Annotated in this window: 16 protein-coding genes; 4 read left to right on the top strand and 12 right to left on the bottom strand. The window is 55.0% G+C overall.

The features are described 5' to 3' along the window. Positions 1 to 75 precede the first annotated feature (75 nt). From QZ196_RS13470 to QZ196_RS13510, 9 genes are all read right to left on the bottom strand, one after another. Entirely contained in the window at positions 76 to 1299 is a 1224-nt protein-coding gene (locus QZ196_RS13470) for a glycosyltransferase family 4 protein (protein ID WP_296427245.1), read from the bottom strand. A gap of 1 nt (position 1300) precedes the next feature. After that, positions 1301 to 3100: a heparinase II/III-family protein gene (locus tag QZ196_RS13475; RefSeq protein WP_296427247.1), complete on the bottom strand. Its 1800-nt coding sequence runs from the start codon at positions 3098 to 3100 to the stop codon at positions 1301 to 1303. After that, positions 3100 to 5226 (bottom strand): bi-domain-containing oxidoreductase, encoded by a 2127-nt coding sequence (locus QZ196_RS13480; RefSeq protein WP_296427249.1) that lies wholly within the window; start codon positions 5224 to 5226, stop codon positions 3100 to 3102. The genes QZ196_RS13475 and QZ196_RS13480 overlap by 1 nt, the downstream gene beginning before the upstream one ends. Next, positions 5223 to 6356 (bottom strand): hypothetical protein, encoded by a 1134-nt coding sequence (locus QZ196_RS13485; protein ID WP_296427250.1) that lies wholly within the window; start codon positions 6354 to 6356, stop codon positions 5223 to 5225. The genes QZ196_RS13480 and QZ196_RS13485 overlap by 4 nt, the downstream gene beginning before the upstream one ends. Further along, positions 6346 to 7491, bottom strand: coding sequence for an O-antigen ligase family protein (locus QZ196_RS13490; protein ID WP_296427252.1), 1146 nt, complete (start codon positions 7489 to 7491; stop codon positions 6346 to 6348). Before QZ196_RS13490 ends, QZ196_RS13485 begins: the two co-directional genes overlap by 11 nt. A 22-nt stretch (positions 7492 to 7513) precedes the next feature. Further along, on the bottom strand, positions 7514 to 8821 hold the full coding sequence (gene wecC / locus QZ196_RS13495; RefSeq protein WP_296427254.1) for a UDP-N-acetyl-D-mannosamine dehydrogenase: 1308 nt from the start codon (positions 8819 to 8821) through the stop codon (positions 7514 to 7516). Further along, on the bottom strand, positions 8779 to 9927 hold the full coding sequence (gene wecB / locus QZ196_RS13500; RefSeq protein WP_296427280.1) for a UDP-N-acetylglucosamine 2-epimerase (non-hydrolyzing): 1149 nt from the start codon (positions 9925 to 9927) through the stop codon (positions 8779 to 8781). Before wecB ends, wecC begins: the two co-directional genes overlap by 43 nt. A gap of 230 nt (positions 9928 to 10157) precedes the next feature. Then, on the bottom strand, positions 10158 to 11225 hold the full coding sequence (locus QZ196_RS13505; RefSeq protein WP_296427256.1) for a polysaccharide biosynthesis tyrosine autokinase: 1068 nt from the start codon (positions 11223 to 11225) through the stop codon (positions 10158 to 10160). A gap of 105 nt (positions 11226 to 11330) precedes the next feature. Then, a complete protein-coding gene (locus tag QZ196_RS13510) occupies positions 11331 to 12263 on the bottom strand; it encodes a Wzz/FepE/Etk N-terminal domain-containing protein (RefSeq protein WP_296427281.1) in 933 nt (310 codons plus the stop codon). 196 nt (positions 12264 to 12459) lie between these two features. On the opposite strand from QZ196_RS13510, the gene QZ196_RS13515 reads away from it, so the two are divergent. Continuing rightward, positions 12460 to 14334 carry a nucleoside-diphosphate sugar epimerase/dehydratase gene (locus tag QZ196_RS13515; RefSeq protein WP_296427258.1) on the top strand — a complete coding sequence of 625 codons (1875 nt, stop codon included), beginning with the start codon at positions 12460 to 12462 and terminating at the stop codon, positions 14332 to 14334. Between the two features lie 28 nt (positions 14335 to 14362). Here QZ196_RS13515 and QZ196_RS13520 read toward each other — a convergent pair whose 3' ends face one another. Genes QZ196_RS13520 through QZ196_RS13530 form a run of 3 tightly spaced genes read right to left on the bottom strand, consistent with a single transcriptional unit; the run spans position 14363 to position 16909 of the window. Continuing rightward, a complete protein-coding gene (locus tag QZ196_RS13520; protein ID WP_296427259.1) occupies positions 14363 to 15586 on the bottom strand; it encodes a DegT/DnrJ/EryC1/StrS aminotransferase family protein in 1224 nt (407 codons plus the stop codon). 8 nt (positions 15587 to 15594) lie between these two features. Next, positions 15595 to 16239 carry an acetyltransferase gene (locus QZ196_RS13525; protein WP_296427260.1) on the bottom strand — a complete coding sequence of 215 codons (645 nt, stop codon included), beginning with the start codon at positions 16237 to 16239 and terminating at the stop codon, positions 15595 to 15597. Beyond that, complete coding sequence (locus QZ196_RS13530; protein WP_296427262.1) at positions 16226 to 16909, bottom strand: metallophosphoesterase family protein; 684 nt, start codon at positions 16907 to 16909, stop codon at positions 16226 to 16228. The genes QZ196_RS13525 and QZ196_RS13530 overlap by 14 nt, the downstream gene beginning before the upstream one ends. A 429-nt stretch (positions 16910 to 17338) precedes the next feature. Here QZ196_RS13530 and QZ196_RS13535 point away from each other — a divergent pair, with 429 nt between their 5' ends. The 3 genes from QZ196_RS13535 (at position 17339) to QZ196_RS13545 (ending at position 20371) form a co-directional block, all read left to right on the top strand. Beyond that, positions 17339 to 19429: a YjbH domain-containing protein gene (locus QZ196_RS13535; RefSeq protein WP_296427265.1), complete on the top strand. Its 2091-nt coding sequence runs from the start codon at positions 17339 to 17341 to the stop codon at positions 19427 to 19429. Then, a complete protein-coding gene (locus QZ196_RS13540; RefSeq protein WP_296427267.1) occupies positions 19426 to 20055 on the top strand; it encodes a YjbF family lipoprotein in 630 nt (209 codons plus the stop codon). The genes QZ196_RS13535 and QZ196_RS13540 overlap by 4 nt, the downstream gene beginning before the upstream one ends. A 115-nt stretch (positions 20056 to 20170) precedes the next feature. After that, positions 20171 to 20371: a hypothetical protein gene (locus QZ196_RS13545; RefSeq protein ID WP_296427269.1), complete on the top strand. Its 201-nt coding sequence runs from the start codon at positions 20171 to 20173 to the stop codon at positions 20369 to 20371. Positions 20372 to 20438: the final 67 nt, after the last annotated feature.

The following is a 20438-nucleotide window of genomic DNA, read 5'->3' on the forward strand; positions in this document are numbered from 1 at the left end:
GCGACGATGATGAGAACGCCCGAGAGCAGCAGCAGACCTGTCACTGATCCAATGATATCCAGAGTGCGTTTCATGCTAGTTTTCCACCGTTTGGGTTGTCCATTCGACCCATCGTTGCGACAAATCACGCCGATCAAACGCTCGTTCCGCCAAGGCAGCCCCGTTTTGGCCCATTTGCTGGAGGCGGCTTTTGTCATCTGCTGCCTGCTGTAAGGCGCTTGCTAACAAAGGGGCATTGTCTGGGGGCACCGCGAAGCCGCAATCATTCTGGACAATCATTTCGGCCAGCCAGCCGGGGTAGTTGTTCAGGACCGGCAAGCCGGCAGCAATATAATCAAAGAATTTGTTGGGCGATGTGCCAAAATAGAAAGCGGGCACATTGGCAAGACACTGGATGCCAAGATCGGCAGCCGCCATTAGCCCGGCAAGCTGTGCTTTGGGGATGGGGTCGTGAAAGATCACGTTAGTCAGGCTTTCTTTGTCAGCGCGCGCGATAAGGTGGTTCTTTAGTTTTCCCGCGCCGACCAGCACTAGTTTGATGTCCTGTCGTTGCCGGGATTTCAGAACCGCTGCCGCGTCCAGCAAGGCGTCAAGACCGTTGGCTAGTCCATGTGTGCCGGTGAAGATGGCCATTAGGTCAGCTGGTGATACGTCTGCAGGGCGCCATGGCGTGACATTCGGTGCATTGAACAACGTGATGTCACAGCCGTTCGGGATTAGCGCAATTTGATCAGGTTTGACGCCGCGCCTTTCGATGCCCTTGGCAATGCCCGGCGACAACGCAATGCAGCGATGCGCGGATCGGTAGGACGCCCATTCCAGCAGGGATAGCGCGGCCAGAACAAGCGGGTTCTTGATCACGCCCATTTCCCGGGGCAGTTCTGGCCAAAGATCGCGCACTTCAAACACAAATGGTTTGCGCCGGAGCCAGCGTGCGCAAATGCCCGGGATGCCTGCGGTCAGCGGGGTCGTCGTTGCAAATACCAGATCGTATTTTTCGCGCATCACAAGACCGATGCTGCCCCATGCGAATTTGGCGAATGTCCCGGATCGTTTCACAAGACTGTCGGTATTTGCATAGCGCAGGTTGAATTCAATCACATCAATCCCGTCCACAAAGCCGCGTCGACGTCCCGAGACAAAAGGCCTATCCAGCCCGGTTGCCCCAACCCCATAGCTGCCACAGACCATCGTTACATGATGACCATACTGAATGGCCCGGCGCGCCATCTCGTAAGACCTTGTGCCGGTGGCACCTCCGGGGGTGGAAAAGTGTTGATGGAAATAAAGGATATGCATGTCAAAATTCTACTTTGGTCGTCAGAACGCCTGGCCGATCAACAGCGATTTCCAGAACGGGCACGGGCGTTTTTGATGAATAGTACCGCGACTCCCAGCCTTCGACGAATACGAGCCGGGTAATTGGCGTTGTTGCGGATACCGACAACGTGATGCTTTGGCTGCGGGCAGCGTGGCCTGATAATTCCCATGCACCGGGGCGCAGGCGCCACCGTAAGATAGCGTTTTGTTGGAAGCCCGAGATTGTGTCCCTGACGACAAGGCAATTGCTGTGCAGCGTCAAATGGCGGGCATGATAGGCGCCTTTTCGGTCTTGGTATGCGGCTGCGGCGCTGTTGTCGGTTATCAGTTCAACATCTTGTGCCTGTAGCCAGTTACCAAACAGAAACCGACCAAGCCGCGGCATCTGATCGCGATTATCGAAGGTGATGGTGTTATGGGCGAACGCGCCGTTGAAGTAAGTCATGTCTGCGGCCGAGGTATTGTAACTGAATGTGCCCGCATCACGCAGGATGTTTTGGCCCCGCACCCACAGATCACAGTGCATTGCATCGGCCTGCGACGGGCGGAACCGAAACCGGGGATACCGTAGATATGCGATGGCGGCACCTGCGCGCAGGACATGAAAGCCACCGTCGTCAAAGCTTTTGCTTTGGGGCGCGGCGGTGGTTTGTGCGGGTCGGTCAATGCCCAGCCAAAACAGCTGCTGATCCCATGGGCCGGTTGGGTAGGGTGCCGCATTTTTGAACAGCGTTGACGCGAGTTGGACAGACGGGCGAAAGTCGCGGTAGCCACAATCGGTCAACCTGATCAGATGGGCACCATCATTGGCCCCGATAACGGGCGCGTCGCCGCTTTCTGGATCGGTCATTTGCACCAACCAAACGGTGGCAGCGGTCAAGCGTTTGGTCAGTGACATGGAAAAGGCCGGTAGCTGATGCCGTTTGCGCCAAAGTTCGGCCATGGCGTAAGTATCGAGCATGACCCGATGATATGTGACGGAATACTGACTGAAAGTCCCGTCTTTTGCGATCAGATGCCGTGCCCGGTTTTCAAGCCATTTGCGGCCCAGTGCTGACCAGCGTTGACCCGCAATGCCGCCAAGGAAGCTGCCGCCCACGAAAAGCGCGGCTGCTTCGGATGTGCCATGATTGTTGGTTTGCCCGATGGCATAGCCGATCGTTGGCGCGATGCGTTGCAAGTGTACCTTCACAAAGTCGCGCAGGCCCCTTTGGGGGGTGCTGTCCTGTCCAAGCATCACAGCGGCAAGTATCGCGTGAAGCAGCCGGATCGACGCTTCTTGGCCGCATTTCCAGTTGCAGCCCATATAGGGCGGATTGGTGGCGCACCAATTGGCCATCCATTGGTTCAGGCGCTGCAATTCGGCGTCATCACCACAAGCCGCGCGTTGCGCCATGGCCAGCAGCCAGTCAAAGCGGGACCTTTCCCAGATTGCTTTGATGTCGCCCGCACCCGACGCGAAATCCGGGATTTTCCACCACGGCCCTTTTGACGATATCCGTGCGGTCCCGTCGGCAGAGGCGAACCAATCTGGCGGGTCAGTTGCGCCATCCAGACGCGGTTGCGATTGTCCAAAGACCAGTTCTTCGTCGCGGATCCAGCCCTTGCGTGGCCAAAGATGCGGTGCGGCAGGCAACAGTGGGGGCGAAAAAAACGGCCCTGAAGGGGCGTTCGCATGGATGGTCAGACGAGGGTGCAGCCCGGTCGCAAGACCCGCGCGGTACAGCAGGACGCGCGCGACGTTGTGCGGTCCCAAGGCCAGAATGGTGCGCAGGCGCATCAGGTTTGCGCACGCAAAAGATCGGACACCTCAATCGTGACCTGCGCCACCTCGAATAGTTGTTCTGGGGGAATCGGTGGCGCACTGCCGTTTTTGATGGCACCCAAGAACGCCGCGACGCAGGCGGTCTGGCCTTTGTCCTGCCGCCAGAGATTGTGTTTTTTGAAGCTGCGCCAGCCAAAGCCGCGCAATTTCAAAAAATTATCGAGTTGCAGTGTGGCACCGCCTGCAAAGACTTCAATCCGCTCTTTTGGGAAGGCGGCACCGCCGTTGGCAAGATAGTGAATGGTGCCGAACGACCCATCCGCAAAGCCAAGCGTGATCGCCGCTTTGTCTTCGGTCACGCCTGTACCTGCGGCGTCACCCATACGACGGGCCTGCACAGACACAATTTCCGCGTCGGCAAGAAACCGCATTAAGTCAATGTAGTGGCACGCCTCGCCGATAATACGCCCACCGCCAATTTCCCGATCTTGCGTCCAATGATCGGCCGAGATTGCCCCAGCGTTCATAACCATGACAAAGCTTTTCGGCACGGCAACCTGACCAATCAGCCGCTTGATCGTCTGTATCTGAGGCGCAAAACGTCGATTGAAGCCAACCATCAAGAGCCGCCCGGCATGGGCATGGGCGTCTTTGACGCCGGCTAGTTCCGCGTGGGTCATCGCAAGCGGTTTTTCAACGAACACATGTTTGCCTGCGCGCAGCCCATCGCTCGCGAGCTGCGCGTGGGTGTCGTGGCGGGTGACAATCGCAATTGCAGTGATATCAGGGTTCGATATCAGGCCTGCAGTGTCGGAGGTTGCGTGTGCGAACCCCGCACGACGGCCATGTGTCACGCCGTTGGTGCCGCCCGACGACGCAATAGTGTGCAGATGCGCACCACCGGCCTTGAAAGCCGGGATCAACATCCGTGCGGCGTAATTACCTGCCCCTATGAAGCCGACAATCGCCGTATCGCTGCGGGGCAGCGCCGGTGCGGCAATCGACAAATTTCGCATGTGACGGGGTGTGATTGGGTGATCGTATTGCAGAACAATCCCCAGAGCACCCTTGTCATCCGACAGGGTTTTGTACGCCTCTGGGGCATCTGAGAAGGCAAAGCGATGCGTGACAAGACCGCTGACATCCAATGCGTCACTTGCCATCAAATCCAGCACGGCAACGAAATTTCGCTGCTCTGTCCAGCGGACGAAGCCGATTGGATAGTCGTGCCCGCCCTGTTCGTAAGCCGGATCATAACGCCCCGGTCCGTAAGAGCAGGACACCTGAAACGACAATTCTTTTTCATAGAAATCCGCACGGTTCAGGTCCAAGCCAGTCACCCCAACCAGAACAATCCGCCCGCGTTGCCGACACATGCGCGCGGCTTGACTGATCGGGTCGCTGGATTCCGTCGAAGCAGTGATAATCACGCCATCAACGCCATACCCTCGGCTGAACGTCAATCCTGCCGCTACGGGATCTTCGCCTGCGGCAGGATTGCAGGTTTCGGCGCCATAGCTGCGGGCAAGCGCGAGCTTTGCCGCATCAAAATCAATCGCCAGAACCCGACACCCATGCGCGCGCAGCATTTGAACGGTGAGGAGGCCAATCAAGCCTGCTCCTATCACGACAAACGCCTCTCCGAGTGTGGGCTGCGCGAGACGGATACCTTGAAGGCCAATCGCCGCCACCACCGTGAACGATGCGGCGGTATCGGTTACGGTGTCAGGGATCTGCGCCGAAAGTGTCGCAGGCACGCGAACGACATCGGCGTGCGGACCATTGGACACAACCCTGTCACCGACCCTGAAACCCACAACGCCCGGACCCGCCGTATGAACGGTGCCGACATTGCAATACCCCAGCGGTAGCGGCTGCGCGAGCTTGGCGCGGACGGCATCGACCGTCGTCATCAAGCCATCCGTCTGGACCTTGTCCAGCACTTGACGGACCTTTTCAGGCTGCTGGCGGGCTTTCTGAATCATGCTGGCCTTGCCAAAATCAACAAGCATCCGCTCTGTCCCGGTGGAAATGAGGGACAGCGCTGTATTGATCAAAAGCTGATTGCGGATGACCTGCGGCACTGGCGCCTCGACCACCGTTGTGCCGCCCTTTGCCATGTCTTGAAGGATTTGTTTCATGCGCCTCTCGTGTAATTTAATGCCATGATCGCATAGCAACACAGGGTGATGGCGACTGACCGACCCATGGCCACATATGGATCGGCGGTGAACTGTATGCTTGTCCAGAAAACCGCCAACATCAGCAGCGCGATAGCTGCATTGGCGATGGCAATGCTGATCGGTTTCGCGTGTCGACTATCCGAGACCATATAGGACAGCGGCTGGACCAGAACGAAAAGCATTGATATCAAAAGTGCCATGCGGCCGAAATTGCGATCACCAAAAACGACGTCATAGATAGGTGGAAATACGAAGGTCATGCCGACTGCAAAACATGCAAAGGATAGCAGAAACCTTCTGGCCACGACGCGCAAGTGAACGAACTTGCGGCTGCCTATCCCGACCTCGATGGCGGACTGAAGTTCGGCAAGCGGCACGAGGTTGAAATATCGGGACGCATTTATCGCGGCAAGAAAAATTCGGAATTCACCTACTGTGCCTGCTGCGGCCCCTACCACACCCAGCAGTATTGTTGTTGCGTTGCTGAATGCAACAACGGGCAGGCGGTAGGAAAGAGAGTTGAACGACACGTGGGCGAAAGAGAGTTTGCGTTCGAATTGTGGGGCAATTTTCCGCATTATTGTGGCCACGCCAAACAGTGTTGCGGTCAGCGACCCCACCAGATTCCCCAAAAGAATCTCCTTGCCGTCCAGTAGCGCCAATGCGGCAAAAAATGTGAACACGTAAAATGTCATAAATATGCCAATAGAAATGGCCGCATATCCTATTTTATCCACAGCAAAGAATATTGCGATATTCAAAGTATACAGAATGTAGGAAATGAAAAATGCGATCAAGACCAATGCGTCTATCGACCCTGTCACGAAAAGAACGGCACATAGAAACCCCAAGCCAAGGAATGCCGTGAGAACGATTGAAAAAAGGTTGATCGACAGCATGCCGTTCGACAGGGACTTGTTCACCTGCATTTGAAACGCGGGTTCGACCAAGGATTGGGTCAGAAGCACAGGAATGATGAGCAGTATTTGGTCGCCGAAATCTTCAAGGCCCAAAATAACAGGTGAGAGAAACGACTGAAATGCCATGAGTGCAATGCTAATAATTTGAAAAGCGACACTATGCTTCATATTGCGCCACCTTGTCATGTTTCCCTTTTTTAAGTGCATACATCAGGAAGCTGATCACCACCCACATTTGTATTTGCCTGAATGACGCAGAAACCAGAAAATTCAACAGGATTGATATCAGACAAAACCAAACGCCTTCGATGCTTCTATTTCTTTGAAAAATGACTTGATTTGTTGATGTAACAACTATCGGTACGAGTAGGGCACAAAACAGTACAAAGCCAATAATCCCTAAATCCATAAGAACATAGCCCAAGAAATTATGGATGTATGGCACGCTGTCTGTTTCAAATTTATCTAGTGTACTCCCGGTTCTCGTTAGCGAGACTGGTATTGGGTGCCCTAATCCGTTTCCAAAAATAGGCCGATCTGAAAATCTTTCAAATGCGTAATCCATTTCGGCTTCACGAACGTTATCACCAGCCGAACTATGAATGCGATCTTTCATCATGTCGACATATTCAGGATTTATGATGAGGTATGCAGAGCCAAGAACCAGGAAGGCGGACAGCATAAAAAAGTTCTTTGCCGAGTAGATCCTTCTGTACTTGAAAATTGCTGCTGCGGCGATAATTAAAATATGGGACCTGTATCCCGAAGCAACGATTAGGAGGAAAAATAGTAGCAGTAATGAAAATCTCTTTGCGCCTCTGATGGATTCGCTAAATATTGTGAGTATGAATCCTATCATGCCGAACGGCACCAACATATCACTGGCGACATATGTTAGGCGGGCCAGCTGTCCGATGAGAGAGTCGACGAAATCTTGTGGGAAGACCACGAGTATCTTGATCGCCCATACAACAGATGCAATCAGCAAAAGGTTTTCAACGTGTTTGACAGATATTGATCGAAGTTGAATTGCAAAAGTGTAGCTTAGAAGGAACAGAAACGGCACGATTGCGCGACCAAAACTCGATAGTGAAACCTCTGCCGTGTTGGACACGAGAAAATTCAACGGCATCAGTATAAATACAATGATGATCGCCAGTATCGCGGTTTTATCCATGACTGCCCGAGGAAAATGGGTCAAAAGAGACATCGCTGCTGACGCAATGTACGAGGTGATGAAAATGATTGAAACCAGTGATCCCGGTGAGGGAACAAACGGCAGAAGCCCAATTAACACAAACATTAATTTTAGGTGCAATGGCAATTTATTGACGCCACACGCCACGACAGTCCACCAAAGGCCTATCGGGGATATTGCCGTTTTTGAACTGCTTGTGGTCGACCAGCATTACATGCACGTCAGCCTCTGCTGATGCGGCATCTTGGGTTGACAGAACTGCGTTGCCCAGTCCGGGTGGCAGTGCACGTATATTTGGTTCGACGATGATCAGCCGACCGGCATGGCATTCAGCGAGCCGTCCCACGATGCGGATTGCGGGGCTTTCGCGCAGGTCGTCAATGTCCGGTTTAAACGTCAGCCCGTAGCACGCGATCGTGACATCTGCCGCCGTCTTTTCGGGGTGCATCATCAGGTGTTGTCCGACGGCCTGTTCGACCTGTGTAACGACCCAATGTGGTTTGGCGTCATTGACCTGTCGGGCGGTGCGGATCAGGCGCGCTTTGTCAGGCGCGCTGGAGATGATGAACCAGGGATCAACGGCGATGCAGTGGCCGCCGACGCCGGGGCCGGGTTGCAGGACGTTCACCCGTGGGTGCCGATTCGCCAAGGCGATCAGGTCCCAGACGTCGATCTTGAGTTTGTCGCAAATCACCGACAGCTCATTGGCGAAGGCGATATTCACGTCACGAAAGCTGTTTTCCGTCAGCTTCGCCATTTCGGCGGTGCGTGTATTCGTCACGACACAGTCCCCCCGCACAAAGTGACTGTAGAGCCGGACAGCCTCGTCCGAACAACGCGCGGTCATGCCGCCAATGATGCGGTCGTTCGAAATCAACTCTTGCATCACCTTGCCGGGCAAAACGCGCTCGGGGCAGTGGGCGATGCGGATGTCAGAAGCTTCTCCGTGGGTCTGCGGGAATGTCAGATCAGGCCGCGATGCAGCAAGCCAGCCTGCCATGGTTTCGGTCGCGCCGACGGGCGACGTGGATTCAAGCACGACAAGGTTGCCGGGCTGTAGAACAGGTGCGATGGCGCGGGCTGCTGCTGCAATATAGCTGAGGTCAGGGGTGTTGCAGTCGCCCTTTAGCGGTGTTGGTACGGCAATCAGAAATGCCTGAGCGGGTTCAGGGATCGTGGTGGCGCGCAGATACCCGGCGCTCACAGCAGCGTTCACAACCATATCAAGGTCAGGTTCGACGATATGTATTTCACCGCGATTAATAGTGTCGACGGTGGCCTGACTGATATCAAGGCCAACGACACGTATCTTGCGAGATGCGAACATCGCAGCTGTCGGCAGGCCGATATAGCCAAGCCCAACGACGCAGATCGTGCTTTGCGCTTGCCCGGTCACGCGGGCACCGCTGTCGCGATGGCGCGCTGTGCGGCCCATGTGCCGATTGCATTGACAATACGGCCCGACGCCAAGCCATCGCCGTAGGGGTTATGCGCAATGCCCATGGCATCGTAGGCCGCTTTGTCGTCGAGCAGTTCGCTGACATGCGCAATAATGGTCTGGCTGTTCGTCCCTACCAGCCGCACCGTACCAGCGGCAACTGCTTCGGGCCGCTCAGTCGTTTCGCGCATGACCAGTACGGGTTTGCCCAATGACGGCGCTTCTTCCTGCACGCCACCCGAGTCTGTCAGGATGATGTCAGCCCTGCTCATCAGATAAACGAAAGGCAGGTAATCCTGTGGCGCGATCAATTTTATGTTGCGGATGTTGCCCAGCCGATCACCTACCGGCCCTTTTACATTGGGATTAAGATGGACGGGGTAAATAATCTGTAAGTCGGGGCGTTGTGCCAATGTAATCAGCGCATCACATATCCGCGCAAAGCCATCACCAAAACTTTCCCGCCGATGTCCGGTGACAAGGATCGTGCGTTTGGTTGGGTCGAGGGTAAATTGCCGATTAAGAGTGGCCGACAGCCCAACGTCGCTGTCGATGATACGCACCACGTTCTGCAGGGCGTCAATGACCGTGTTGCCGGTTACGATAATCTGCTTGGTTGGCGTGCCTTCGGCCAAAAGGTTCTTTTTCGCTTGCTGCGTTGGCGCAAAATGCAGTTGCGTAATGGTGCTGGCAATTTTTCGGTTTATTTCTTCCGGCCAGGGCGAATAGATATTGCCGGTACGCAGGCCCGCTTCGACATGGCCGACAGGGATCTGTTGGTAATATGATGCAAGGCAGGTCGCCAATGTCGTGGTCGTGTCGCCATGCACCAATACCAAATCGGGCTGAAAATCGCGCAATACCGGCTTTAGCCCCATCAGCACGGCGGTGGTAATGTCAGAAAGATCCTGATTGGGCCGCATCAGGTTCAGGTCATAGTCTGGTGTGATCTGGAACAATTTCAGCACCTGATCCAGCATTTCGCGATGCTGCGCGGTGACACAGACCCGCGCGTCGATGCCAAGCGCTGCCGCTAACATTTTTGCAACCGGGGCCATCTTGATTGCCTCGGGCCTCGTTCCGAAAACAGACAGAATTCTCAGCGGTCCAGTGGTGCTGGGCGGCCGTTGCGCATCGGTATGCGATGGCGGAAAAGCGAAAGAATTATGTGGGACTGTAAACATATTTATTGCTCTTCAAAACGCTTCCAAAGGGTAAACATTAACAAATGTGTTACCGGTTGATTGGTTGACAAATTGTCAATTTTCTACGTGTTATCCAGATAAGAATGACGTGTCTTGTCGGCTGTATTGATCCACCTCGCGCCGGCCATTCAGCTTTGATAATAGGCTTGGTATGCGCCGTAGCTGTCGCCGTAGCCGTAGCGTTTCATCCCGCGCGCACTGATCTGTCCCAGAACAAGGCCCGAAATTCTGACGTTGACCTGCTCCAGCGCCTTGAGGCCGTCTGTGACTTGCCGGTGTGTCGTGCTATCCCATTTCACAGCGTAAATGACGGCATCCACGCAGAGGCCAATAATGCGCGCATCAGTGACAGCAAGAACAGGTGGCGTATCAATGATCACATGGTCGTATGTGTCACGTAACCCCTGCAGAAAATCGGCGAACCGAGCGGACGAAAAGATATCTGCGGCATTTGTCGTCGGTTTTTCGCCCATTAGGATATCAAAGTTGTGTTCCGGTACGCGGGTCAGGGCGTCCGTGATCGGTACGTCTCCCAACAGAACCGACAGGAGCCCTTGTTCATTGGTGATGGAAAAATATTCTTTGAAAACGCACCGCCGAATGTCGCCTTCGATCAACAATACCTTTTTGCCCATATCTCCAAGGTTTTGTGCCAACGCGATGGATTGCGTGGTTTTGCCTTCGCCCGGTATGGAGGATGTGGACATGATCACCTTTGGTGTCTTGTCCAAATTCGCAAGCAGCAACGATGTCCGCAGGTTTCGGATCGCTTCGGCTGCCGCAGAATTAGGTTTGTTTTTCAGATAGTCCTGTACCTTCTTGCGGCGTTTGGCAGGAACTTCCGGGATTTGCCCCAGCACCGGATACCCGGTTTTCACTTCGAGATCTTCTGCCACGCGAAATGTATTTTGCGAAAACTCATGCAGTAGAATCAGCGCGGTCCCAGAAAATATGCCCAGCACCAATGATAAGGTCAGGATGACGGGCTTGCGTGGCGCAGACGGGTCAAGCGGCACAACGGCTCCGGATAATATACGACTATCGGCCTGTTGAATTCCTTGCTGGACGGCCGTTTCCTTTAGTCTGGTAAGGAAGTATTCATAAATCAGACGGCTTGCTTCGGCCTCTCGTTGCAACTGCTGCAACTGTACCAATTCCGAGGACTGCATCTCGATGCGGCGCGCGATTTCATCCATGGATGTGGCAATCGTACCCCGCTGCGTCACTGCGCGATCTCTCTCGATCCGGGCGCGCGAAAGCAGTTGGTCAAATCGTGTCAGAACATTTGCCTCACTGGCGACCTACCCGCCGTCACCCAGGGCGATAGCCAAACTGCCAATGTCGCCAGTCTGTCGAAGCTGTCGCAGGTCCTCCAACCTTGTACTGGCCACCTGAACGCCCACATCCAAATCAGCGTCCCGATCCCGCAGATCCTTGAGTTGGCGATTGAGCGCAATAAGCCCTTCAGGGCTAATCAGATCTGTATTGTTGCTATACTCCTTCAGGGCGGCATCGGCAGTTTCGAGTTCAATTTGCAGATCGGTCACCCGTCGGCTCAGCCACTCTGTCGCTTGCGCCGTCTTTTCAAACTTCACGGCAATCTGGTCGCGGATGTAGAGTTCCGCCAAGCGGTTTGCGATCAACGCCGATTTCTGCGCGCTTTGCGTCACCGCAGAGATTCGAAAAACATAGCTTTGCCGAATATTGGTAACGGTAATCTGTGACAGTACCGCATCAATGACCGCATCCTGAATGGCCGTCTCATCTGTCTCGAAATTCGGCATGTCCGTTGCGGTGCCAAGCAGCGCGTCTTTAGCGAGCGCGGCCAGGTGACTGAGCGAAAACGGCGATGGCACGCGCAATCTTTCATTGAACTCCTGATCATTAATCAGTTCGAGGTCTTTGACCAATTGCGCAATAAGCCCACGCGATCTTATCACCTCAACTTCGGTGTTGATGGTTGCCTGATCGCCAGCCAAGCCACTGACAACGCTTTCCAGATCCACCACCTGATCCTGACGGCTTTCCAAGGCGACTGTTGCGTTTGATGTATAAACCGGAACGAACACCATCAGAAGGTAATAGGACGCCAAGACAAGTCCAAGAAAACCCGACAGCACGACCCAAAACTTGCCACGCCAAACGGTCACCATGACTTCGCGAAGGTCCACTTCGTCCGTCTGGGCGTTCGATACATGCTGCGCGCTGCGTCGCGTCGTTGGCCTTAGTTCCACATTCAATTTCTTGTTTCCGATGCTTGTATCGTTGGCAACCGTGACGATCCTTCACCTGAGGATCAGACTGACCCCCTGTTTGCGTATACTGCTAAATTCTAACCATTTTCTACCCTAGGTAGATAACTCATATTAATAAATTGTTAATCACCGTGTTTCATTGATGAGGCAAGATGCAGTAATTCAGGCCGGGACCTTGATAACGAAAATCCTTTCTCTCCCTCGTGCAACCAAGAAATTCATGTTTCTTGGCGCGGATACTGTATTGGTGCTTATTGCGCTTTATGCGGCCGCATCGCTGCGCTATGGAACGTATAATCCACTGTTTTTGTTTGAATTTTCGTGGCATCTGTTTCCTGTGATGGCCATCGTTGGCCCCGCGGTGATCTGCTTTTTCGGACTTCCGCGGATCCAGCTGCACGCCATTGAAAGCGATGCAATTGTGCGCGTTGCCGTCACCGCTGTGGTGCTGTCGATGTCGGCAATATGCGCGAGTTATTTGCTCGGTCTTGCCGGCCCACGGTCTGTCCCGCTTATTTTCGGGATCGTTTTCTTTATGGGTTCAGTCAGCTTGAGGTTGTTTGGCTTGCGTGCGTTGCGCTATCTTGGTGGTCGCGAAGCAAAACGTTTGCCTGTGATTATCTATGGGGCCGGTGCCGCAGGAATTCAGCTTGCGTCGGCGTTGCGACAATCCGCTGAGACGCGCCCGATCTTGTTTGTGGATGACAACGCGAACCTTCAGGGGGTCATGATTGCCGGGCTGCAGGTCTTTCCGGCAAGCGAACTGCGAACACTGATCATGAAACGGCAGGCAAAGCGCGTGCTGCTGGCGATACCGTCCCTTTCTACGGGCCGCCGTACACAATTGATTGCCGAGCTATCGAACCTTCTGGTGGAGGTGCAAGTCTTGCCGTCATTCATTGATCTCATGGAGGGCCGCGGCCTCGAAACGTCGCTAAGACCAGTTTCGCCGGACGATTTGCTGGGTCGTAACATGGTCGCCCTGAATACCCCAGAGATCGCAAAGACCTATGCTGGCCGCGTGGTGATGGTAACGGGGGCCGGTGGTTCCATCGGGTCGGAGCTTTGTCGGCAACTCGTGAATTGTCGGCCCGCCCGGATCGTGCTTTTTGAGCAAAATGAATTTTCGCTCTATGCGATTGAAGGAGATATCGAATGCCTTGCTGCGCGGTTTGGGATTCCTGTTGTCGCGCGATTGGGCTCTGTGACTAATCGCGCACGCGTGAAAAAAGTCGTCACCGAAGAGGCGGTGGATATCATTCTGCACGCGGCGGCCTATAAGCATGTGCCCATGGTTGAAAAGAATGAAATCGAAGGCGCGGCGAACAACGTCATTGGCACCCACATCGTGGCGGATGTCGCCAGAGAGCTGGACGTCGAGCGTTTTATCCTCGTTTCGACCGACAAGGCGGTGCGCCCAACGAACATCATGGGAGCCACCAAGCGGATTGCGGAACGTGTGGTTCAGGAGCTTCAAACGCGTGGTGGTCGGACGCGTTTTGCCATGGTTAGATTTGGCAATGTGTTGGGATCATCGGGATCTGTCTTGCCGCTTTTTCAAAAGCAGATTGCAGCAGGTGGCCCGGTCACCGTGACTCACCCAGACGTGACCCGCTTTTTTATGACGATACCGGAAGCGGCGCGGCTCGTTCTTTTGGCGGGGGCCTACGCGGAAGGCGGTGACGTCTTTGTCCTGGACATGGGCAAACCGCAAAAAATTATTGATTTGGCGCGTCGCATGATCGCCATGTCAGGCCGAAATGTGCAAGACCCGGTAACCGGATATGGTGACATCGCCATCGAAATCACTGGCCTGCGCCCGGGCGAGAAGCTGTATGAAGAATTGCTTGTGGGCAATACGCTGTGTGCAACACCGCACCCGAAAATCCTGAGAGCGGAAGAGCCGCCGCTTAGCCAGATCGAAGTAGCGTCTTTGCTCCGGGACATCCGGAAGGCGATCACCCTCGATGACCCCGTCATGTTGCGTAAAATAATTGAATTGCAGGTCGACGGCTACCACCTGCCAGAGCGTGCCACGCTTAGCGCCTAAACGTCATAAAATTGGTAATAGTCTGATATCAAACGGTTCGTTGCCCTGACGCTAACGCGCAAATATCACGTAGCACGTCCGCGCAATTGGCCATGTCCTGCTGTGTCAGCGTTGGGTGGACCATCATCATGAAATTCGTCTCTCCCAGTTCTTGGGCATTGGCCAGACGATCTTGGGGGCGAAAATCGGTGCTATCGAATGCTTTTTCGCGATAGATTTCGGGGCAAGCACCATGAAAACAAGGAATACCACGGTCATTTATGGCGGCGATGAAGCGATCAAGTGACCAATTCGGTGCCAGTCGGTCAAGGCGGAGGAAGGCATAGAACTTGTAATATGCGTGCTGACTGCCCTCCGATGGATCAATCTGTGGCAGTCGAACCAGCCCATTGATGCCCGAATACGGGGTAAGCGCGTCTGTCAGGGCTGCGGCATTTTCTTGTCGTTCTCGATGCCAACGTGCCATGCGGGACAGCTGGATCAGGCCGATGGCCGACTGCATTTCGGTGAGCCGCCAGTTGGTGCCAAAGCTATCTAACTGCCAGCGAAATCCCGGTGGATGCTGGCGGTTGAATGTCGCTTCCCAGTCGCGTCCATGGTCCTTGAATGACCACATGCGCCGCCAAAGTGCCGCATCATTGCATGTTACCATCCCGCCCTCGCCGCCGGTCGTCATGATCTTGTCCTGACAAAACGACCAAGCGGCGATATCGCCCAAGCCGCCGACGGGCCGCCCCTTGTGGCGTGCACCGTGGGCCTGTGCGCAATCCTCGATCAGTTTAATGTCCGTCGTACCGATCAGGTCGCGAAAACCGTCCATGTCACAGGGCCAGCCCGCCAGATGAACACATAAAATCGCCCGCGTTCGTGACGTGACCACAGGCCCGACGGTTATCGGCGTGATGTTTTGGCTGTCGCGGTCAACATCGGCAAAGACCGGGCAGGCACCGGCATTCACGATGGCCGACACGCTGGCCATAAAGCCGCGTGGTGTTACGATCACCTCATCGTCGCAGCTGCCGCCATTGCGGTCTCCGATTCCCAGTCCGTACAGCGCCAAATCAAGGGCAAGCGTGCCGTTCCCAACCGCAATCGCATGTGAACAGTCGCAGAACGCCGCAAATGCCTGCTCAAAGTCGCGTGATTTCGTTCCGGTCCAATAATTTACTTTATTGGACAGTAGGACGTCTGCGACGGCATCCGCCTCTTCTTGGGTAAAGGCTGGCCAAGGGGCAACTAATTCACGATTCATGTCAGTCCTCAAATTTGGCGGGCCGGAACGCCCGCGACCTGTGCGCCATCTTTGATGTCTCGGACCACTGCGGCCCCCGCCCCCACGATCACATCGTTTCCAATGGTTATGCCTTCTCGGACAACCGCGCCGATTCCGATCCAGCTGCGCGCGCCGACACGTACCCCACCGGCAAGGCGAGCGCCGGGAGATATGTGGGCAAAGTCGGCAATGGCGCAATCGTGGTCGATGCTGCAGCCTGTGTTCAGGATAACGCCGCGTCCGATCGTAGCGTCGGCGTTGATCACGACAGTCGCCATTGCTACCGTGCCTGCACCGATTTGCGCAGTGGGGGAAATAATAGTTGAAGGGTGCAGCAGCTTTGGGCTGTGCGCCAGCGCCAGTTTCTCGAACAGCTCGGATCGGATAGCATTATCGCCGACCGCGCAGAACATCCCCGAATCTCCAGTCGCCGTTGGGCACCCAACAATTGGCCAGCAGCCATTTTGGGTCCGGTTGGGCCACGCGTCATCAACGAATACAATCTGGCCGTAGCCGCAAAGCGCAGCAATGTCCGCCACGACTTTGCCATGCCCGCCAGCGCCAACAATGACAAGTCTATCATCTTGTCCGGGCGCGGCGCCTTGTTGTACGTCCCAGCTAGGTCGCGACAAAGGAACATTCCCCCGTGCTGATGCAAGCGGCTGTTAATTGGTCGGATCGGTAGGCACCTGTATCAATGCAAATACGGCTGGCGCCAATGAACGGCTTTCTGCAAATCGTGTGGCCGTGAATAACCCAGGTGCCGTCGTGCCGTGGCGTGTTCAGAAAGCTGGGGTGGCCCCAGATCATCACGTGGGACCGTTGCGACGTTGGCGGCGCATTGGGATCCATTCCGGCGTGAACGCACCATACGTTGCCGCTTTGCCACCGCAACGGCAGCGCGCGCAGCCAGTCGAGCAACCCTTGGGGCATGGCCGCCTCCAGCGCGTCACTGACAGCGACCAGATCATCGGATTGGGCCGGGATTTTGATGCCATAGCTTTCCAGCGTGTTGATGCCACCATTCATCAGCCATAGCGCGCCCTGCCCGAGGGGGTCGTCGATGAAGTCCAGCATCATCTGCTCGTGATTGCCTTTCAGGCAGATAACTTGCGCATCCCGTTGGCGGCTAGTCTTGTGAAGGTGTGCCAGCACTTGTGCCGACTGCGGGCCGCGGTCGACATAATCTCCTAGAAACACGATCCGCTTGCAACTTTTGGGGTCAACACGTGACAGAAGATCATGCATTAAATCGGCCCGCCCATGAATGTCGCCGATTGCGACAAAGGGGCCATCCGGCATTAGGGAAAAATCAATTTCAGGTTGTTTGATGATCGCAGCGCCTGAAGCACGGGACCGAAACAATCTCCTGAAGAAACGGGGCAATAGATGTCATCCTTATTACGCTTTTATTTAGCAGACCACAGCATGATCTTGAGCACAATACATTGTCTTGCAGATGGGCAGAGCCACAGCAAAGTGGACAGAACATGCGCCAATCCGTTCGGAAATTAACTTATTATTAACATAAATTAAGATATGTGGCGTATCGTATAATACAGTGGCGCAACCTGCCATCGCATGATTCAAAGGTCCAGCCTGACATCGTGCCTGCCGGTGCCCGCGATACGACAACAGGCTGGCAAGAAAGTCATTTCTATGGTCAAGGATTTGAGCCGCCACCCACGATTGCGCGTCGTCTTATTTTGCTTCGCTACAACCATTGCGACTTTGGTTTCGGGTGCCGTTCAGGCGCAGGACGCGGGCCGTGCCGCACAATATACCTATACGCTCTATGGTACGCCCGGTCTGATTGATATGCCGACGGCGCAAAGTGCGGATGATGCTGAGCTCGCGGCTACGCTTGGCTATTTTGGGGGGACAACGCGTACGACGCTTAGCTTTCAGATAATGCCACGACTGTCGGGGAGTTTTCGCTATGCCCGAATAGATAACTGGGTCATCGCGACTGGCGAAAACACCTATGATCGGTCGTTTGATCTGCGGTATCGGTTGGTTGACGAAGGTGTACACCGACCTGCGGTTGCCATCGGCTTGCAGGATTTCGTTGGCACAGGCATCTACTCTGGCGAATATATTGTCGCGACAAAGCAGTTGAACCCGCAGTTCGGTGTGACAGCGGGTGTCGGGTGGGGCCGTTTTGGGTCGTACAACGGTGTTGCCAACCCTTTGGGCATCTTTGGTCCCGCGTTTGACGTACGCCCGGGCAGAAGCGACAACTTGGGTGGACAAGTCGAAAGTGGCAGGTGGTTCAGGGGTGACGTTGCGGTTTTTGCAGGCGCCGCTTGGCGACCGACCGACCGGTTGACGTTCAAGGCTGAATACTCGTCCGACGCGTATGTTGCTGAAACGGCAGCGGGGCGAGATTTATTTCGACGCCACATACCGCTGAATGTCGGGGTGGATTACCAGATATCAGATACCGTTCATATACAGGGCTACTACATATACGGGTCCGAAGCTGGTTTTGCGCTAACCTATAAGATCAATCCCAAAGAGCCGCTGGCAAATGGCGGGCTGGGTCAGCGGCCGACGCCGATAAGGCTGCGGGAACCGGGGCAAATAAGTGATTTTGCGTGGAGGGCGCAGCCTGATGCGTCCCAAATCCTGCGTGATAGCTTGGCGCGACTTCTCAAAGCCGAAGGGATGGTGCTTGAGGCGATGCACCTAGAGCCAACGCACGTCACGGTGTCCATGCGCAACCCCAGCTATCTTGCCAGATCAGAAGCGATTGGCCGGACAGCCCGAATCCTGACCCAAGTGATGCCTGGCTCTGTGGGGGCGTTCACGATCATTCCGGTGGTGTCGGGTATCCGGGCAGTCGCAGTCATGATCGACCGTTCTGACCTAGAGGCGTTGGAGTTCGCGCCTGATGGGGCCGCCCAATCGTTCGACCGCGCGCAGATCGCCGATGCCGCAGAGCAAGGTGCCGGTTCTACGCTGGTTGATGGGCTGTATCCGCATCTCCAATGGCGTGTTGGCCCCTATGCCACCATTGCCTACTTCGATCCTGAAAACCCCGTGCGGATCAGTGTTGGTGCTGAGCTTGCGGCGGCCTATGATGTGGCGCCGGGGCTGACTTTTGCGGGAAAGGTCAGACAGCGAATTGCAGGCAACGGAGGCAGTAACCCTCGGGTGTCGGACTCTGTCCTTCAACATGTGCGCACCGATGCCTCAATTTATGACGTCCAAAGCGAGACGGCGATCACCCAACTGACGGTTGCTTACCAGACGAACCTTGGCCGTGATTTCTATGGTCGCGTCACCGCTGGCTATCTGGAACGGATGTACGGCGGTATATCGGCCGAGGTGCTGTGGAAGCCAGTTGATGGCCAGTTTGGGCTCGGTGCCGAGCTTAACTACGCAAAGCAGCGGGACTTTGATCAGCTTTTCGGGTTCCAGGCATATGCTGTCGTGACCGGGCATGTGTCGGGATACTATGACTTTGAAAATGGCATGCACGGCCAGCTTGATGTTGGGCGGTATCTGGCTGGCGACTACGGCGCGACGATCACATTAGAGCGGGTGTTTGATAACGGCTGGCGGTTCGGCGCGTTTGCGACGTTGACCGACGTCTCTTTCGGCGATTTCGGCGAGGGATCGTTTGACAAGGGTCTGCGCTTTACCGTGCCGCTTACCCATTTTTCTGGCAGCCCGACGGCGCGCACCTATCCGGTGACCCTGCGCCCACTTCTGCGGGACGGCGGTGCACGGTTGTCTGTGCCTGGGCGCTTGTATGAAACAGTCCGCAGCTATCATGAACCAAGCCTGCAGGGCAGTTGGGGCAGATTTTGGCGATGAAACATATCCGACACGTCATGCAAATTATGGTGTTTTGCCTCGTTGCGGCCTGTGGCAATGGCAATGATCGCAACCTCGTACCGCAACAGGTTTTGGCCCGGCTGGCCGAACCAAAACAAACGCCCGCTGACGTTTCGCAGGTCCGGGCCGCGCTGACACCACAGGTTTTGACCGCGATTGATGGGCCGGTTTTGCTGGTTCAGATCATGAATCGGGGTGCCGTTGCCGTGCTGACTCGTGTGGCCATGAATGGGCCCATTGAAACATTCCTGACGCCCGATGGAATCAGCCTTAGCTTGCATGACGGTTTGCTGGTGGCAACACGCGGCTTGGGCTTTGACCTGATGGCGGCGGATGTTGGGGGGCCTTTGGGCGCTGTCATGGGCAATGCCAATGATGCGCCAAGGGAGCATCGCTACTTGGACGGCGAAAATCATGTCAGCCGGGATGTATTCGATTGCATCTACACGCGGTCCGCTGCCGATCATATCCGTGAGATATGCAGCCGCGCCGGGAATGCGTTTGAAAACACCTATATAGTCGACGTATTCGGCCTAGTCCGCGTCTCGCGGCAGTGGGTATCTGAAGGTGTGGGCTATTTGCTGATCGAGCGCTGGGGCGACTAATGGCATAGGGTGATGTGTTGTATCAGCAAGACACGAGAAGTTAACAATTCATTTACTATTTCGAGCTAGCGTTTGGACTAGAACAATCGCGCACATCTGCAGAGGAGAGTTTGATATGAAATATATTATTGCGGCTGCGCTTATGACAACGACGGTTGCTACCGCACAAGAAATCGTCCCAATTGACCCTGTCACCACTGTGCAGGGCTTCGGTGCCTTGGGCACAACAACCACGTTGAGCATCATCGCAGGCGTCGTGACGGTTGGCGTGCTTGTGGCTGGTAGTGATGAAAGCTCCACGACGGGCACCAACTAAGCCATCAATAAGAATGATCCGTGATCGGGAAGCTAGGTCAGTTTCGGCTTGGCTTTAGTATGGCGCA

Origin of the sequence: Yoonia sp., assembly GCF_017854565.1 — a bacterium.
Classification (GTDB): domain Bacteria; phylum Pseudomonadota; class Alphaproteobacteria; order Rhodobacterales; family Rhodobacteraceae; genus Yoonia.

Coding starts and splice junctions, on each gene's coding strand:
- QZ196_RS13505 (WP_296427256.1), bottom strand. CDS start 11,225: ATGGATGAAATCGCGCGCCGCATCGAGATGCAGTCCTCGGAATTGGTA.
- QZ196_RS13540 (WP_296427267.1), top strand. CDS start 19,426: ATGAAACATATCCGACACGTCATGCAAATTATGGTGTTTTGCCTCGTT.
- QZ196_RS13530 (WP_296427262.1), bottom strand. CDS start 16,909: ATGCCGGATGGCCCCTTTGTCGCAATCGGCGACATTCATGGGCGGGCC.
- QZ196_RS13470 (WP_296427245.1), bottom strand. CDS start 1,299: ATGCATATCCTTTATTTCCATCAACACTTTTCCACCCCCGGAGGTGCC.
- QZ196_RS13475 (WP_296427247.1), bottom strand. CDS start 3,100: ATGCGCCTGCGCACCATTCTGGCCTTGGGACCGCACAACGTCGCGCGC.
- QZ196_RS13520 (WP_296427259.1), bottom strand. CDS start 15,586: ATGAATCGTGAATTAGTTGCCCCTTGGCCAGCCTTTACCCAAGAAGAG.
- QZ196_RS13480 (WP_296427249.1), bottom strand. CDS start 5,226: ATGAAACAAATCCTTCAAGACATGGCAAAGGGCGGCACAACGGTGGTC.
- QZ196_RS13545 (WP_296427269.1), top strand. CDS start 20,171: ATGAAATATATTATTGCGGCTGCGCTTATGACAACGACGGTTGCTACC.
- QZ196_RS13490 (WP_296427252.1), bottom strand. CDS start 7,491: ATGTTTGTGTTAATTGGGCTTCTGCCGTTTGTTCCCTCACCGGGATCA.
- QZ196_RS13485 (WP_296427250.1), bottom strand. CDS start 6,356: ATGAAGCATAGTGTCGCTTTTCAAATTATTAGCATTGCACTCATGGCA.
- wecC (WP_296427254.1), bottom strand. CDS start 8,821: ATGGGCCGCACAGCGCGCCATCGCGACAGCGGTGCCCGCGTGACCGGG.